The 16,868-nt window shown below is 31.7% G+C and carries 18 protein-coding genes and 2 tRNA genes; 11 read left to right on the top strand and 9 right to left on the bottom strand.

Annotated elements, in window-relative coordinates:
* Positions 1-59 precede the first annotated feature (59 nt).
* Positions 60-144, bottom strand: a tRNA-Leu gene (locus ACN5J3_RS12120).
* 77 nt (positions 145-221) lie between these two features.
* Positions 222-294, bottom strand: a tRNA-Lys gene (locus tag ACN5J3_RS12115).
* Positions 295-489: 195 nt separating this feature from the next.
* Between ACN5J3_RS12115 and ACN5J3_RS12110 the strand changes: the two genes are divergently transcribed.
* A complete protein-coding gene (locus ACN5J3_RS12110) occupies positions 490-1,008 on the top strand; it encodes a shikimate kinase (RefSeq protein WP_418509549.1) in 519 nt (172 codons plus the stop codon).
* Here the strand turns inward: ACN5J3_RS12110 and ACN5J3_RS12105 are convergent.
* Both ACN5J3_RS12105 and ACN5J3_RS12100 read right to left on the bottom strand, forming a co-directional pair.
* A complete protein-coding gene (locus ACN5J3_RS12105) occupies positions 1,000-1,503 on the bottom strand; it encodes a phosphoribosyltransferase family protein (RefSeq protein WP_344729221.1) in 504 nt (167 codons plus the stop codon). The two genes, ACN5J3_RS12110 and ACN5J3_RS12105, sit on opposite strands and share 9 nt — an antisense overlap.
* A 44-nt stretch (positions 1,504-1,547) precedes the next feature.
* The gene (locus ACN5J3_RS12100) at positions 1,548-1,919 is read right to left on the bottom strand and encodes an RNA-binding S4 domain-containing protein (protein WP_344729223.1); all 372 of its coding nucleotides are present in this window, start codon (positions 1,917-1,919) and stop codon (positions 1,548-1,550) included.
* 82 nt (positions 1,920-2,001) lie between these two features.
* Here ACN5J3_RS12100 and ACN5J3_RS12095 point away from each other — a divergent pair, with 82 nt between their 5' ends.
* On the top strand, positions 2,002-3,066 hold the full coding sequence (locus ACN5J3_RS12095) for an FKBP-type peptidyl-prolyl cis-trans isomerase (protein ID WP_418509550.1): 1,065 nt from the start codon (positions 2,002-2,004) through the stop codon (positions 3,064-3,066).
* A gap of 53 nt (positions 3,067-3,119) precedes the next feature.
* Here ACN5J3_RS12095 and ACN5J3_RS12090 read toward each other — a convergent pair whose 3' ends face one another.
* From ACN5J3_RS12090 to ACN5J3_RS12075, 4 genes are read right to left on the bottom strand one after another with little or no spacing between them, the layout of a single operon-like run.
* Positions 3,120-3,707, bottom strand: a complete 588-nt coding sequence (locus tag ACN5J3_RS12090; RefSeq protein ID WP_418511906.1) for an outer membrane beta-barrel protein — start codon at positions 3,705-3,707, stop codon at positions 3,120-3,122.
* A 47-nt stretch (positions 3,708-3,754) separates the two neighbouring features.
* Entirely contained in the window at positions 3,755-4,708 is a 954-nt protein-coding gene (locus ACN5J3_RS12085; protein WP_418511905.1) for a transketolase family protein, read from the bottom strand.
* A 27-nt stretch (positions 4,709-4,735) separates the two neighbouring features.
* Positions 4,736-5,425 carry a hypothetical protein gene (locus tag ACN5J3_RS12080; protein ID WP_418511904.1) on the bottom strand — a complete coding sequence of 230 codons (690 nt, stop codon included), beginning with the start codon at positions 5,423-5,425 and terminating at the stop codon, positions 4,736-4,738.
* The gene (locus tag ACN5J3_RS12075) at positions 5,426-6,271 is read right to left on the bottom strand and encodes a transketolase (protein ID WP_418509554.1); all 846 of its coding nucleotides are present in this window, start codon (positions 6,269-6,271) and stop codon (positions 5,426-5,428) included.
* Between the two features lie 168 nt (positions 6,272-6,439).
* Between ACN5J3_RS12075 and tgt the strand changes: the two genes are divergently transcribed.
* The 9 genes from tgt to ACN5J3_RS12030 all read left to right on the top strand — a co-directional run bounded on the left by tgt (position 6,440) and on the right by ACN5J3_RS12030 (position 16,427).
* Complete coding sequence (tgt, locus tag ACN5J3_RS12070) at positions 6,440-7,570, top strand: tRNA guanosine(34) transglycosylase Tgt (RefSeq protein WP_344729235.1); 1,131 nt, start codon at positions 6,440-6,442, stop codon at positions 7,568-7,570.
* A gap of 3 nt (positions 7,571-7,573) precedes the next feature.
* Positions 7,574-8,650, top strand: coding sequence for an LptF/LptG family permease (locus tag ACN5J3_RS12065; RefSeq protein ID WP_417289472.1), 1,077 nt, complete (start codon positions 7,574-7,576; stop codon positions 8,648-8,650).
* Positions 8,637-9,542: a DMT family transporter gene (locus ACN5J3_RS12060; protein ID WP_418511903.1), complete on the top strand. Its 906-nt coding sequence runs from the start codon at positions 8,637-8,639 to the stop codon at positions 9,540-9,542. Before ACN5J3_RS12065 ends, ACN5J3_RS12060 begins: the two co-directional genes overlap by 14 nt.
* Positions 9,543-9,691: 149 nt before the next feature.
* Positions 9,692-10,645, top strand: a complete 954-nt coding sequence (locus ACN5J3_RS12055) for an acetyl-CoA carboxylase carboxyltransferase subunit alpha (RefSeq protein WP_418509556.1) — start codon at positions 9,692-9,694, stop codon at positions 10,643-10,645.
* 168 nt (positions 10,646-10,813) lie between these two features.
* Complete coding sequence (gene dnaB / locus ACN5J3_RS12050) at positions 10,814-12,355, top strand: replicative DNA helicase (protein WP_344729243.1); 1,542 nt, start codon at positions 10,814-10,816, stop codon at positions 12,353-12,355.
* 49 nt (positions 12,356-12,404) lie between these two features.
* Positions 12,405-13,427 carry an AI-2E family transporter gene (locus ACN5J3_RS12045; RefSeq protein ID WP_418511902.1) on the top strand — a complete coding sequence of 341 codons (1,023 nt, stop codon included), beginning with the start codon at positions 12,405-12,407 and terminating at the stop codon, positions 13,425-13,427.
* Positions 13,428-13,471: 44 nt separating this feature from the next.
* Entirely contained in the window at positions 13,472-14,398 is a 927-nt protein-coding gene (locus ACN5J3_RS12040) for an aminotransferase class IV (RefSeq protein WP_418511901.1), read from the top strand.
* The gene (locus tag ACN5J3_RS12035; RefSeq protein WP_418511900.1) at positions 14,382-15,119 is read left to right on the top strand and encodes a sulfotransferase family protein; all 738 of its coding nucleotides are present in this window, start codon (positions 14,382-14,384) and stop codon (positions 15,117-15,119) included. The genes ACN5J3_RS12040 and ACN5J3_RS12035 overlap by 17 nt, the downstream gene beginning before the upstream one ends.
* A gap of 51 nt (positions 15,120-15,170) precedes the next feature.
* Positions 15,171-16,427 carry an asparagine synthetase B gene (locus ACN5J3_RS12030; RefSeq protein ID WP_418511899.1) on the top strand — a complete coding sequence of 419 codons (1,257 nt, stop codon included), beginning with the start codon at positions 15,171-15,173 and terminating at the stop codon, positions 16,425-16,427.
* Between the two features lie 71 nt (positions 16,428-16,498).
* Here the strand turns inward: ACN5J3_RS12030 and rplT are convergent, their stop codons facing one another.
* On the bottom strand, positions 16,499-16,843 hold the full coding sequence (gene rplT, locus ACN5J3_RS12025; protein ID WP_344729253.1) for a 50S ribosomal protein L20: 345 nt from the start codon (positions 16,841-16,843) through the stop codon (positions 16,499-16,501).
* Positions 16,844-16,868 lie beyond the last annotated feature (25 nt).

Below are 16,868 nucleotides of genomic sequence, written 5' to 3'. Positions count from 1 at the left end.
TATAGGTATGATTGTAAAATAATAGAAGTATTCGTGGAAAAAGATAGAAAAGAAAAAAGTGCGCACGAGAAGATTCGAACTTCCACATCCTAAACGGATACTGGCCCCTCAAGCCAGCGCGTCTACCAATTCCGCCACGTGCGCTTTTATTATTGCTAAAAGTAGAGTTTAATATAATTTTAGGCAAAAAAAAACCTTGTTAAAATTAACAAGGTTTTTTGTGACCGGGCTGGGGCTCGAACCCAGGACCCTCTCCTTAAAAGGGAGATGCTCTACCAACTGAGCTACCCGGTCTTGCAAGGCTTTGTTTGCGTTTGCGGGTGCAAATATAAGAGCTTTATTCAATTAAACAATACTTTTTTTTAATAATTTTTTAATTTTTTTTTAATGAGACGGCTATCCTTTTAATAATCAATTTATAGCGATAAAAATTTTTTTTTAATTGTAGCTTTATTTTTATTTGTGCACTGCTTAAATGAAGTAATTGTTATGAAAATTATACTAATAGGATATATGGGTTCTGGAAAATCTACCATAGGAAAAGCGCTAGGCTTGCTTGTTAATATTCCTTTTGTAGATTTAGATAGTTATATAGAAGAAAAAGAAAAACAAACCATACACGACATTTTTAAAACTAAAGGTGAAGTGTATTTTAGAAAGCAAGAACATTTTTATTTAAAAGAGTTATTACAAGCAGATGGTCCTATGATTTTATCTTTAGGTGGCGGTACACCTTGCTTTATAAATAATGAAAAGCTACTGTTTGACAACACAAGCTATAAAACTGTATACCTAAATGTATCTGTTAAAGAACTTGCAGATAGGTTATTGATAGATAAAGCGTCAAGACCTTTAATATCTCACATAAACTCGTTAGAAGAAATGCAAGAGTTTGTAGGCAAACATTTGTTTGAGCGAACTGTTTTTTATAATAAAGCAGAAGTTGTTATAGATGCGAATAAAGATCAAAAAACAATTTTAGAAAAGTTAGTTATGATGTTATTCTAAATAAGCTTCAAAGGTTTTTCCTTCTAGCACAACATCAATATGTTCATGTAGAGATGTTGATAAAGAAAGACCTTTAAAATCAGCTTTAACAGGATATTTTTTATGGTTTCTATTAACTAAAACAGCGGTTTTAAATTGTTTTAAAGGAACTTCAAGAAAGTGTTTTACACCATAAATTAGGGTTGTTCCAGAGTTTAAAACATCATCTATTAGTACAACAGATTTGCCTTCGTAATCACTAGGAGCAATAGAGGTTTTAATTATATTTCTAGGATTCTTTTTATCAATTTCTACTTTACAAAGAATGGGCTTTATGTCAGAAATTTTTGATAACATTAGCTTCAGTTTTTTAGCTAAAATATAACCGTTACTATCTATTCCGGCAAGAATAACTTCCTTTTCATTAACGTTACTTTCATATATTTGATAAGCAATGCGTCTTATTTTGTGAGTTATTTCTTCGTGATTTAAGATAATATTTTTTGTAGCACTCATTGTGAAAATAGATTTAATTCAAAGATACAGGAGAAATTTAATACTTATTCATTTTCATCGTAAAAATCATCAATATCTCTTCGGTCTTTTTTGGTGGGTCTACCAGTTCCTTTTTTGCGGTAATAATCTTTTGAGTATTTTAGCAACTCTTGAGCATCAAAAGCTTCTTTTGGAGTTGTGTCAATACGATAAATATCTACCAGTTTTGCGCCAACACGATTAGGAGGAATATCATTAACAGTAAGTTTATAGTTGATTTGATCTTTTCTAACTTCAATAGTATCAGTAGGAAAAACCTCTCTACTAGGCTTTACTGAATCGCCATTTACTTTTATGTGACCTTTTTTGCAAGCTGCAGTAGCCAGACTTCTGGTTTTAAAATACCTAACACACCATAAATACTTGTCTATTCGCATATAATAATTGTAAAAACTACGTTAATCTTTTTGTGCAAAACTATTTTTATATTGTATCTTGCCGGCTCAAAAATAAGCAAAAATGAATTTAAGAAAACTAACGTTAGCAACGCTTTCTATAATAACTATAGTGGTATCTTGTAATAATGATGATGATGAAACCTATTACACAGTGCCAGATAGAGATAGAACAGAAGTTTATAACGAAGATATTGCAAAAATAGAAGAGTATTTACAAACACACTTTTATAATTACGAAGACTTCGATTTTTCTGATCCTTACGGTGTAGCTAATGATGATTTTGAAATTGTATTTGATACTATAGCAGGAGATAATAGTGACAAAACACCTTTGATAGATCAAGTAGGTTATAAAGTTGCTTTTTCTTATAGTGACGAAATAGAGTATAGACTATACTATCTAAAAGTTCGAGAAGGGCAAGGCAAGGAATTATATCCAACAGACCAAGCCTTTTTAGATTATGAAGGTTCAAGACTTACAGATGGGTATGTGTTTGATAGCACAGCTAACCCAACACTTTTAAACTTAACAACTGTAAGTACAACAACAACAGGTGTAATTGATGGTTTTAGACAAGGATTAACAGAGTTTAAAACAGCTACAGAAGTATCAGATAACGGAGACGGAACAGATGCATATAGAGGGTTTGGAATAGGCGCTATATTTATTCCTTCAGGATTAGGATATTTTTCTTCTCCTACAACAACAATACCGGCATATTCATCTTTAATCTTTAAAATTGGATTAAAAGGATCTGTGCATACAGATTATGATTTTGATGGTGTACCATCATATTTAGAAGATTTAAATGCTGATGATGATGCCTATACTGATGATACTGATGGCGATTTAGTAGCAAATCTTATTGATAACGATGATGATGGAGATGGTGTTTTAACTATTGATGAAGTAGAAGTGAAGTCTTATACTGAAGATGAAACTATGACTCCTTTTGCATCTCAAGCAGATGCTCAAACTTACTTTGACAACAATGCTGAAGCAAATGAGTATTTTGTTAGTATTGTAGAGAGTAATGATGGCACTATAATAACACTTAACACGGTAGTTTTAACAGATTCTAACAATGATGGAACTCCAGATTATTTAGATAGTTCTGTGAACTAATAATATATTTAAAGTAAAAAAAGCCACTTGTTTTACAAGTGGCTTTTTTTTTATTATAAAATTAATGAAACGCCCAAAATAAGCTGTTCCTGCCTAGTATCTAATCTACTTATACCTATGCCATTATTACTAATAAAAGTGGCTTCATTATTACTAAAACCACGCTCATAGCGTAAATCTATACCTATGCGGTTAAAGCTAACACCAACTCCGAAGTTTAGACCAACAGTAAAGTCGTTTTTTACATCAGATATTAAAACTCTATTTTCAAAATCAGAAGCTATAATATATTGAAAGGAAGGACCAACAAAAGCATTAAATAGTTTTAAGAAATTGACACCAACCAATAGTGGAGCATCAAGTTTTTGCATAGTAAAACTGTTGTTTACGTAATCACTTTTGGTATTTGTAAAGACTAATTCAGGTCTAAAAAATACATTTTTACCAATTTTTCCAAAGATACCAAAATGATAACCTATGTTTCTGTCAGGATGTTCGGCATTACTTATTGCAGATTCGTAGTAATTGCCATTGCCGTTATAGTTTAAACCAGCTTTAAAGCCAAAACCATTGGCATTTTGCGCTTGCAATCCTATTGTTGTTAATAGGATTGCGATAGCGCTAATGAGGACTTTTTTCATAATTATTCATTTTAAATTGATGTTTATAAAACGAATAATTAAGGTAATTATTTTCTTTTTATAACAGTTTGGCAAGCTTTTACAATAGCATCGCTATTTAAACCATACTTCTCCATTAGTTGAGCAGGAGTACCAGATTCTCCAAATGTATCATTGGTAGCTATAAACTCTTGCGGAGTTGGTTTGTGAGTAGCTAAAGTTCTTGCTACACTTTCTCCTAAACCGCCAAGGTAGTTATGCTCTTCTGCAGTTACAATGCACCCTGTTTTAGAAACAGAATCAATAATGGCTTTTTCATCAAGAGGTTTTATAGTATGTATATTTATAACCTCTGCAGAGATGCCTTGTTCTTGTAATGCTTTTGATGCTTCTAAAGCTTCCCATACCAAATGTCCGGTAGCAACAATAGTTACATCGGTACCTTCAGTAAGTTGAATAGCTTTACCTATCTCAAATGTTTGATTTTCAGGAGTGAAATTTGCAACTTTAGGTCTCCCAAAACGTAGGTATACAGGACCATGATGTTTTGCTATTGCAATTGTAGCAGCTTTGGTTTGATTGTAATCACATGGATTTATAACAGTCATACCAGGTAGCATTTTCATTAAGCCTATATCTTCTAGTATTTGATGAGTAGCTCCATCTTCACCTAGAGTTAAACCAGCGTGTGAAGCACAAATCTTTACATTTTTATCAGAGTAAGCAACGCTTTGGCGAATTTGGTCATAAACACGACCAGTAGAAAAGTTAGCAAAGGTTCCTGTAAAAGGAATTTTACCGCCTACTGTTAAACCAGCTGCAAGACCTATCATATTAGCTTCTGCAATTCCTACTTGGAAAAAACGTTCTGGATGATTGGCTTTAAATTCGTCCATTTTAAGAGAGCCAATTAAGTCGGCACAAAGAGCAACGACATTCTCGTTAGTTTTTCCTAGCTCTGTTAATCCCGCTCCAAAGCCTGAACGTGTATCTTTACTTCCTGTATTTGTGTATGTTTTCATTGTTTAATATGATTATGTTGTGTTGTTTTATCTTTTAGGATAGACTTCATCAATTTTAAATTTAAAATCGAAATCAACTATCTTTTTAGATATATATTGAGTTTCAAGCCATATTTTGCCATCTTTCAAGTGTAATATTTTTTCTAATTCTTGATTATCAGCAATTCTTAAACTATGATTTTCTAAAATATAGTTTTTAAAATTAGAACTACTTGTACCATCATAAATATTATTAACACTTAAAAAATGATAATGCTCAGAAATAATCTTTTTTCTTTTTTTGTTTTTAAAACGGGTTAAATGAACAATTGTCTTGTTATTGATGGAATCTAATTCATATTCAAAATCTTCAGTAGAATTTTTATATGATTTATGTTTACTGTGTACAACTACTGTAAATAATTTAGAGTTACTTAATTTATTAAGATCATCGATAGTTTTGTAATCAAAATCTTCATCCACATCAAATTTGATAATCTGTTTCTTTTTTCGATCATTTAATGTTGCTTCATTATTTAAGCCATTAACTTTAATAAAAAGATTGTAAGTCGAATCTTTTTGGTTTATAAAATCAATAATTTTTCCCATAAACCCATGTGAGTAATCTTTAACGTTTGAAATAGTGACTAAATCAAAATGATAGTTCCTCTCCAAATCTTGAGAGTAAGAGGAGTTTATGGCTAAAAAAGCTAATACTATTAAAAGTATTCTTGTCATTTAATAATCTCCCAAAGTTTCAGGGTTTTGTTCTAATCCAATAGCTAATTGTTCGTCATTAGGTGCTTTACCATGCCAAGCATGAGTATGCATCATAAAATCTACACCATTACCCATTACTGTTTTTAGTAATACGCAAACAGGTTTTCCTTGTCCAGTTTTAGATTTAGCATCAGCCATTCCTTTTAAAATAGCTTCAATGTTATTTCCTTCTTCTATTTCTACAACAGTCCAACCAAAAGCTTCAAATTTACCTTTTACACTTCCCATTGGTAATACATCGTCTGTAGAACCATCAATCTGTTGTCCGTTTAAATCTATAGTAGCAATAATGTTATCTACTTTTTTGGCAGCAGCATACATAATAGCTTCCCAGTTTTGACCTTCTTGTAATTCGCCATCACCATGTAAGCTATATACTAAATGAGAATCGTTGTTTAGCTTTTTTGCTTGTGCAGCACCAAGTGCTACAGACATTCCTTGACCTAATGATCCAGAAGCAATTCTTATTCCTGGAAGACCTTCGTGAGTAGTTGGGTGTCCTTGTAAACGAGAGTTTATAATTCTAAAAGTGTTTAGCTCTTCAACAGGGAAATAGCCTGCTCTAGCTAATACGCTATAATAAACTGGTGAAATATGACCGTTTGATAGAAAGAAAATATCTTCACCAATTCCATCCATATCAAATGTGTCGTTTGTGGTCATGATTTCGTTGTAAAGCGCTACAAAAAATTCAGCGCAGCCTAAAGAACCTCCAGGATGTCCAGAGTTTACTTTGTGTACCATACGTAAAATATCTCTACGTACTTGAGTAGTTAAATCTTCTAGTTGTTGTGTGTTTGGCATTTTAAAGTTGTTAATTTTTCCGTTGCAAAAATAGTGCTTTATATATATTTAAGGAAAGAGTTAAGAGGCTTTTATTAACTAAAATCATGCATTTGCTAACAATTTTGTTTTTATTAAGAAGTTCATCACGTTTTGTTAATTATATTTGCCAACTGATGACTTTAGGATATGACATTTGAATTAAAAGGAAAAGATCAACAATCAAAAGCTAGAGCTGGTGTTATTACCACAGATCATGGTGTTATAGAAACACCAATATTTATGCCTGTAGGTACAGTAGCTTCAGTAAAAGGTGTGCACCAACGAGAACTTAAAAATGATATCAACCCAGATATTATTTTAGGTAATACCTACCATTTATACTTACGACCACAAACAACTATTTTAGAAAAAGCTGGTGGTTTGCATAAGTTTATGAATTGGGATAGAAATATACTTACCGATTCTGGTGGTTACCAAGTATATTCACTTTCGGCCAATAGAAAAATTAAAGAAGAAGGTGTTAAGTTTAAATCGCATATAGATGGTAGTTATCATACATTTACACCAGAAAATGTTATGGAAATTCAGCGAACAATAGGCGCTGATATTATTATGGCTTTTGATGAATGTACACCATATCCATGTGATTATAACTATGCTAAAAGATCTATGCATATGACCCATAGATGGCTAGATAGATGTATTAATCATTTAGAAAAAGTACCATTTAAGTATGGCTATAGTCAGGCATTTTTTCCTATAGTTCAAGGAAGTACTTACAAAGACTTAAGAAAACAATCTGCTGAGTATATTGCAAATGCAGGCGCTGTAGGTAATGCTATAGGAGGTTTATCAGTAGGAGAACCTGCAGAAGAAATGTATGCCATGACAGATGTTGTGTGTGAGATTTTACCTGAAGATAAGCCAAGATATTTAATGGGTGTTGGTACACCAATTAACATTTTAGAGAATATAGCATTGGGTGTAGATATGTTTGATTGTGTTATGCCAACCAGAAATGCTAGAAATGGTATGCTGTTTACTGCTCATGGTACAATTAATATCAAAAATAAAAAGTGGGAAGCAGATTTTTCTCCTATAGATGATATGGGGATTACCTATGTTGATACAGATTATACTAAAGCCTACTTAAGACATTTATTTAGCGTAAACGAACGTTTAGGTGCACAAATAGCAACTATTCATAATTTAGGGTTTTATTTATGGTTGGTTAGAGAAGCAAGAAAGCATATATTAGCAGGAGATTTTAGAACCTGGAAAGATATGATGGTAAAACAAATGGATAAGCGTTTATAAACTGTGAAAATATTAGATTGGTACATACTTAAGCGTTACTTGTTTACATTTTTTGTAATGCTTCTACTGTTTATACCTATAGGAATTACAGTTCATTTAGCAGAAAAAATAGGAAAAATACTAGAAAACAATGCGCCTCTTGATGCGGTTTTATTGTATTTCCTAGATTTTACAATCTACTTTGCTCATTTACTATTCCCTTTATTTTTATTTCTTTCAGTTATATGGTTCACGTCAAAGTTGGCTAATAATACAGAAATAGTAGCTTTTTTAAGTTCTGGCGTATCATTCACAAGGTTTTTAAGGCCTTACCTAATAGGTGCTTTTATAGTATCCTTATTAGCATTAGCTTTAGGTATGTATTTAGCTCCAGAAGCAAGTAAAGGTTTTAACGATTTTACTTATAAATATTTAAAGAAAGGTCAAACCGCTGTAGATACAAAAAACGTTTACAGACAAATAAATGATAACGATTATATTTATGTAAGTAATTTTGATATTAATCAAAAACGAGGTACAAACTTTACTATAGAGCATTTTGAAAACAATAAAATGGTTTATAAAATAAGTGCCAATACCATTAGATATAATGAGAAAGATTCTACATATAGATTACTATCTTATGTAAAAAGAAAAGTTGGAGAACGCGACGATATTCTAGAAGTAACTAGAAGAAAAGATACCATTTTTCCTTTTGATTTAGAAGATTTAACACCTGTAGAATACATTGCAGAAACGTTATCTTATAAGGAACTAGATAAGTTTATAAAAAAAGAAGAGGAAAGAGGATCATCAAATATAGGAAGGTATAAACTTGTAAAATACAGAAAGTGGAGCTTACCTGTATCGGTTTTTATTCTAACTATAATAGCGGTGGCAGTATCATCTATAAAACGTCGTGGTGGAATGGGTGTAAATTTAGCCTTCGGTATCTGTATTGCTATGGTTTTTGTGTTTTTTGATAAAATATTTGGTGTTATGGCTTCACAATCAGACTTTTCTCCGTTGGTTGCTGTGTGGTTTCCAAATGTTATATTTGGTATATTAGCCATATATCTTTTATACAATGCAAAACGATAAGTTTAAGAACTACTTACATCTTCATTTATTAGTTTTTATTGCCGGATTTACTGCAATTTTAGGAGAATTAATATCTATAGAGGCTGTTTCATTAGTATGGTTTAGAATGCTCATGGCTACCATCTTGATGGGACTTTACATTGTGTTTTCCAAAATAAATATAAGAGTTACCAAGCAAACACTACTTAAGTTTGCAATAGCAGGTATAATTATTGCTTTGCACTGGCTTACTTTTTTTGGCTCAATAAAAGCAGCAAATATATCTATTGCTTTATCCATGTTTTCTACAGGAGCTTTTTTTGCCTCTATAATTGAACCTATTATATATAAGCGTAAAATTATTCCTTACGAAATCATTTTTGGAATTATTGTTATAATAGGAGTTTTCATAATAACTCAAAGTGAAATACATTATTTATACGGAATCATTTTAGGTATCGTTTCTGCCTTTTTATCATCGTTATTTTCTGTGCTAAATGGTAAGTTTTTGCAAAGTCACACAGCAACAGTTATATCGTTTTATGAGTTTATATGCGGTGTCATTTTTATAACATTATTCATAGGTGTTATGAATTCAGGAGTCCCAGAAAATTTCTTTTCATTAAGTATATCTGATTTTTCATATCTATTCATTTTAGCATCTATTTGTACCGCTTATGCATTTATTGCTTCTGTTCATGTTATGAAACATATAAGTCCTTACACTGTAGTGCTAACATATAATTTAGAGCCAATTTATGGTATCATATTAGCTTTAATAATCTTTCCAGAAAAGGAACAAATGAGCACATCTTTTTATGTGGGAGCCTTTATTGTTATTGGTGTTGTGTTAATGAATGGTATTATAAAAAACATTAATAAAATGAAAAACAAAAAGCTTATGGCTAATTAGTTTATAAAGTTTTTATATTTACCGCTTAAAGCAGAGAATGTTAATAACCTTTTTAGAAATTATATTTTTTTTCAATTTGAAACTAAATTCTAAACGAAATAAAATATGTAATTTTGTGAGCTAACTGAAATTAAAAACTATCAATTCCGATGGAATATTTAGAATTTGAATTACCTATAAAAGAACTTGAAGAGCAATTAACAAAATGTCAAGTTATTGGAGAAGAGAGTGATGTTGATGTATCTGAAACTTGTAAACAAATTGAGAAAAAACTTCAAGCAACAAAAAAGGAAATATATAAAAGCCTAACACCTTGGCAGCGTGTACAATTATCACGTCATCCTAATAGACCATATACATTAGATTACATAAAAGCACTTTGCGGAGACTCTTTTTTAGAGCTTCATGGAGATAGAAATGTAAAAGATGATAAAGCCATGATTGGCGGTTTAGGAAAAATAGGTGACCAAACCTTTATGTTTATAGGGCAACAAAAAGGCTATAATACCAAAACAAGACAATACAGAAATTTTGGTATGGCAAATCCTGAAGGATATAGAAAAGCACTACGCTTAATGAAGTCGGCTGAAAAATTTGGAGTTCCTGTTGTAACTTTTATTGATACACCTGGTGCATATCCAGGATTAGAAGCTGAAGAGCGTGGGCAAGGAGAAGCCATTGCTAGAAACATTTTAGAAATGTCTAGATTGAAAGTGCCTGTTATATGTATTGTAATAGGAGAAGGAGCTTCTGGTGGAGCTTTAGGTATTGGTGTAGGTGATAAATTTTTAATGTTAGAAAACGCTTGGTTTTCTGTAATATCTCCAGAAAACTGTTCTTCTATACTTTGGAGAAGTTGGGAGTATAAAGAGCAAGCAGCAGATGCACTAAAACTTACCGCAAAAGATAGTAAGCGTATCAAAGTGATTGATGATATTATCAAAGAACCACTTGGTGGCGCTCATAGCGATAGAGAAACTACATTTAAAGCAGTTCGTGATGCAATTATTAAATCTTACGATGAATTAAAAAACTTATCACCAAAAGATCTAGTAAATACACGTATGGAGAAATATACTGAAATGGGAGTTTATAAAGGGTAATCCTTTTAAACAAACAACTCTAATAAAAAACTGAAGGGTAACCTTCAGTTTTTTTATGCTTATTAACAATAAAATTAAGTTATTAACAGTTAGATTGTTAACTTGTGGTTAACAATGAACAATAAAAAAAAATAAAAAGTAAACATTGTTTTATTTACTTTCGTGACAATGAAACAACCAAACCAAATACAGGGATACCAAGTAGATAAGAATAAAATTATCGCTTTAGAAAAAGGGAAAATACCACCTCAAGCAATTGATTTAGAGGAGGTTGTGATTGGTGCTATGATGATTGATAAAAAAGGTGTTGATGAGGTTATTGATATTTTAAACACAGATGCTTTTTACAAAGATGCGCACAAGTATATATTTGAAGCCATTTTTCAATTGTTTGAAAATAGTGAACCTATTGACTTATTAACCGTTTCTAGCCAATTAAAGAAAAACGGAAAGTTAGATTTAGCTGGTGGTGATTTTTACCTCATTTCTTTAACGCAAAAGGTATCGTCTTCAGCGCATATTGAGTTTCATGCACGTATTATTTTACAAAAATATATTCAGCGAAGTCTTATTAAAATTTCAAATGAAATTATTGAAGACTCTTACGATGAAACAAAAGATGTATTTGATTTATTAGACAAAGCCGAATCAAAACTATACGAAGTTACACAAGGTAACATCAAAAAATCTAGTGAAACAGCTCAAGAATTAGTTATCCAAGCCAAAAAGAAAATTGAAGAAATATCTAACAAAGAAGGCTTGAGTGGTATTCCAACAGGGTTTACAAAATTAGATAAGTTAACATCAGGTTGGCAACCATCAGATTTAATTATTGTTGCTGCTCGTCCAGGTATGGGTAAAACAGCCTTAACCTTATCTATGGCAAGAAATATAGCTGTAGATCAAAATATGCCTGTAGCATTTTTCTCTTTAGAGATGGCGTCTGTACAGCTTATTACGCGTTTAATATCTAGTGAAACAGGATTATCTTCTGAAAAGTTGCGTACAGGGAAACTAGAAAAACATGAATGGGAGCAACTTAATGTAAAAGTAAAAGATTTAGAAAAGGCACCTTTATTTATTGATGATACGCCGTCACTTTCTATTTTTGACTTAAGAGCAAAAGCCAGACGTTTATCATCTCAACATGGTATAAAGCTTATCATGATAGACTACTTGCAATTAATGACAGGTGGTAATAGTCATGGCGGTAACCGTGAACAGGAAATTTCTATGATTTCCAGAAACTTAAAGGCATTAGCAAAAGAATTAAATGTTCCTGTTATAGCTTTATCACAGTTATCTCGTGCGGTAGAAACACGTGGTGGTAGTAAACGACCTTTACTTTCAGATTTACGTGAATCTGGAGCTATTGAGCAGGATGCAGATATTGTATCATTTATTTATAGACCAGAATACTATAAAATTGATGAATGGGATGATGAGGAGCGATCTCCTACAGAGGGTCAAGCCGAGTTTATTATTGCAAAACACCGTAATGGTGGTCTTGAAAACATTCGACTTAAATTCTTAGGGCATTTAGGTAAGTTTGACAACCTTGATGATTTTGATTCACCATTTGATAATGAGTTTCATTCTAAAATGAATGCAGCTGCAAATGACGATACATTCAAGTCAAGTAATTTCCCATCGGCTTCAGACGCTTTTGATGCTCCTGAAATGCCAGATGATAATGATGTACCTTTTTAATTTTAATTAAAAATATACTTCCAAATATTTTAAGTACTTAATCTAGTTTATGGATCAAAGAAGAACCACAAATATATTACTACTAGTAATAGTTATACCTTTAGTGTTTTACTTACTAAAACAACTATCTTTTATATTTGTACCATTAGTTTTTTCAATGTTTATAGCATTATTGTTTTTACCATTAATGCGTTGGTTAGGGAAAAAGAAAGTACCAAAACCAGTAAGTATTCTTATAGTTATTTTGCTAATTATTGGAGGTCTTAAAGTTGGTTTTGAATTAATAGAGCTATCTAGCAAACAAATTTTAGGTTCAGATTCTGAATTTTTTGTAAAGGCTGAAGAAAAATTTGAGATTATTTCAAAATCACTTCAAGATAATTTTGGAGTAAAAATTGACACAGATAAAAATATATTATCTCAAATTATTCATAAAGATAATATAGGGTCAACTTTTGATTTTATCAGGAAATTTTTAACAGCAATTTTAATGACCGCTTTTTTTGTTGTCTTATGGTTGGCAGAGTCTATAAACTTTCAAAAAGTATTAAATAGTACCATACTTAAAGGAAAACATGCTTCGGTTAAAACCTTCAGAAAAATAGAAAAAGATCTTATAAAATTTATTAAAGTAAAATTTCTAGTAAGTCTAGCAACAGGAATAGGAACAGGTTTAGCTTGCTTATTTTTTGATGTAAGCTTTCCTATTTTTTGGGGATTGTTCGCTTTTGTGATAAATTTTGTTCAAATGGTTGGATCTATAATTACTGTAGTAATGCTATCTGTTTTTGCTATTATAGAGCTTGATCCTACAAGTACATTATTCTTCTTTATTATGTCTATTACTGGAGTTCAAGTGTTATTTGGGTCTATTTTAGAGCCTATATTTATGGGGAAATCTTTTTCTTTAAATGTTATCACTGTTTTAGTTATGCTTATGTTATGGGGATACATTTGGGGTGTTCCAGGTTTAATTATGGCAATTCCTATTACCGTATTTGTTAAAATAATTTTAGAACAGTTCCCTAACACTAAAGTAATTTCTAAATTACTGTCTGCAAACCAGAACTAAAATTTAAGTATCTTACGGTTTTATTTATAAACCTTAATTAAGATATGGTTCATGGTACTCATAACGCGCTAGATGATGCGCGTAATAATGATATTAAAATTTACATAAACGGGGAGTTTTTTTCTCGTAATGATGCCAAAATTTCTGTTTTTGACAGTGGCTATTTAGTAGGAGATGGCATTTGGGAAGCTTTAAGGCTTCACAAAGGAGTGTTAGTTTTTCTAGAAGATCACCTTAACCGATTATGGGAATCTGCGGCAACTGTAGGCATGACTTTTGGTTTTTCTAAAGAAGAGCTAGTACAAAACATAAAAAAAACACTGCAAATTAATAATATGTATGATGATGTTCATGTGCGTATTATGATTACTAGAGGAATAAAAAAAACACCTTCACAAGACCCAAGGCTTACTATTTCGGGGCCTAATGTTGTTATAATTCCAGAATACAAAAAAGCATCAGAAGAAAGTAAAGAAAAAGGTATCACACTTTTCACTAGTACTATCAGACGTGGTTCTCCAGATTATTTAGATCCAAGGCTAAACTGCCATAGTAAGCTTCACGAAGTACAAGCATTAATTCAAGCAATTGAAGCAGGAGCAGACGAAGCATTAATGCTTGATGTCAACGGTTTTGTTTCTACATGTAATGCTACTAATTTTTTTATTGTTAAAAATAATGAAGTTTGGACTTCAACAGGTCAATATTGTATGAATGGTATTACCAGAGCAAAGGTGATAGAGGTTTGTAAACAAAATAATATTGTGTGCAAGCAAAAGAACTTTTCACTATTTGATGTTTATGGTGCCGATGAGGCTTTTGTAACAGGAACTTTTGGGGGATTAACTCCAGTAACAAAAATTGATGGAAGAACCATTGGTACAAAATCTTATGGTGATTTTACTAGAAAAGTAAGCGGTTTATATCAAGATTTAATTATTGCAAGTGTAAATAATGAACTCAAAAAATAACAACATTACAAGAATTTGCCTGTGGTCTGGCCCTAGAAATATTTCAACAGCTTTAATGTATTCATTTGCCCAGCGAGAGGATACTTTGGTGTTTGATGAACCACTATATGGTTATTATTTAAAAAATACCAAAGCAAAAGAATATCACCCTGGAGCAAAAGATATTTTAGATTCATTAGACAATAACGGTGAAAATGTAGTAAACAAAATGATGCATGAAGACAGAAAGCCTGTATTGTTTTTTAAAAACATGACACATCATTTATTAGATTTAAACCGTGATTTCATGAAAAATGTAGTAAATGTTATCTTAACAAGACATCCAAAAGAGATGATTCCTTCCTTTGCAAAAGTTATAACAAACCCAACAATTCAAGATATAGGTTATGCAGATCATAGCAATTTGTTAGATTTTTTTGAAAAGGAAGCAATTACACCTATAGTTTTAGATTCTACCAAATTGTTATTAAATCCTGAAAATACATTAAGAAAATTATGTGAAAAATCGCAAATACAATTTTATGATTCTATGTTACAATGGCAAGCAGGAGCAAGACCAGAAGATGGTATATGGGCAAAATATTGGTATGATAATGTGCATAAATCTACAGGATTTTCAAAGTATAAACCCAAAACTGAACCATTTCCTGAATATTTAAAGCTATTACTGCAAGAGTGTTTACCTCATTATAACAGATTATTGCCTTATGCAATAGGTTAAAATTGTTTAAAAGCATAAATCAAAGGCACAAAATTTGAGTATCTTTCAACTATGAAAAAGACCCTTATATTATTACTTTTATTAATTTCACTACCCAGTTTTGCATCTTACATACTTATTCCTATGGATGCCGAATCTCAAAAAAATCATTTGAAAGCGTATGGAATTACCTATTGGACATTAGAAAAACAATTAAAAGTAAAGTGGCTGCTTAATTACCGTGGCGGTTCATTTTTACTTCCAGATACAGAAGACATACAAAGAGAATGTCAGATTAGAGGTGTGTCATTTGAAGTTATTTCAGATTCTAAAACTGAATCTATTCTTCAGGAAATAAGCAGTCCTAGCAAAAACATGGAAGCAGTCGTTTTAGAAAAAGCTCCTAAAATAGCTGTTTATACACCCAAAGGAAAACTGCCTTGGGATGATGCAGTAACTATGGTATTAACGTATGCAGAAATACCGTATGAAACTGTTTACGATGAAGAAGTGCTAAATGATGCTTTATTACTTTATGATTGGTTGCATTTACATCATGAAGATTTTACAGGACAATATGGTAAGTTTTATAGAAATTATAAAACAGCAGCTTGGTATATAGAAGAAAAAAAGGAAGCAGAAGCTTTAGCATTCAAATTAGGCTATAGTAAAGTGTCTCTAGAAAAACTTGACGTAGCAAAAAAAATACGAGATTATGTTATAGGAGGTGGTTTTATGTTTGCTATGTGTAGTGCAACAGATAGTTTTGATATTGCATTATCTGCAGATGGCGTTGATATTTGCGAACCTATGTTTGATGGTGATGCAAGTAGCCCAAACTATCAAAGTAAGATAGATTATAGTCATACTTTTGCTTTTAAAAATTATACGTTAGAAAGAAACCCAAATGTTTATGAGTTTTCTTCTATTGATATGACACAGAAGCGTCAAATTCCTAAAGAGACAGATTATTTTACTTTAATGGATTTTTCAGCAAAATGGGATCCTGTTCCTACAATGTTATGCCAAAATCATACAGCTTTAGTAAAAGGGTTTATGGGTCAAACAACGGCGTTTACACGAGATGAAATAAAAAGTAACGTGCTTGTTATGGGAGAAAATAAAACAAATGGCGAGGCTAGATATATACACGGAATAAAAGGAAAAGGCTTTTTTACTTTTTATGGTGGACATGATCCAGAAGATTATACACATAGAGTAGGAGACCCAAGAACAGAATTAGATCTACATCCTACATCACCAGGATATCGCCTTATACTCAATAATGTTTTGTTTCCTGCTGCAAAAAAGAAAAAGCAAAAAACATAAAATAAAAAAATCCGACTCTTACGAGTCGGATTTTTTATAAGCGAAATATGTTATACAATAGGCGAAACGCCTTATTTTACTTTGTTTACTATGGCTTCAAAAGCTTCAGGGTTGTTCATAGCTAAATCTGCTAAAACCTTACGGTTTAATTCGATATTGTTAGCTTTTAATGCACCCATAAACTTTGAATAAGACATACCATGTTGTCTAGCTCCAGCGTTAATACGTTGAATCCATAAAGCACGGAATGTTCTCTTTTTGTTTCTACGGTCTCTGTACGAGTATTGCATCGCTTTATCAACCGCATTTTTTGCTACTGTCCAAACGTTTTTACGACGTCCAAAGTAACCTTTTGCTTGTTTAAGAACCTTTTTTCTTCTGGCTCTTTTTGCTACAGAATTTACTGATCTTGGCATAATTTTAAATTTTTTTGTAGTAGGC

It is taken from the genome of Corallibacter sp., from assembly GCF_048381695.1.
Classification (GTDB): Bacteria; Bacteroidota; Bacteroidia; order Flavobacteriales; family Flavobacteriaceae; genus Corallibacter; species Corallibacter vietnamensis.
The sequence above is the reverse complement of the archived record's forward strand: the minus strand, read 5'-3'. Positions and strand labels throughout refer to the sequence as shown.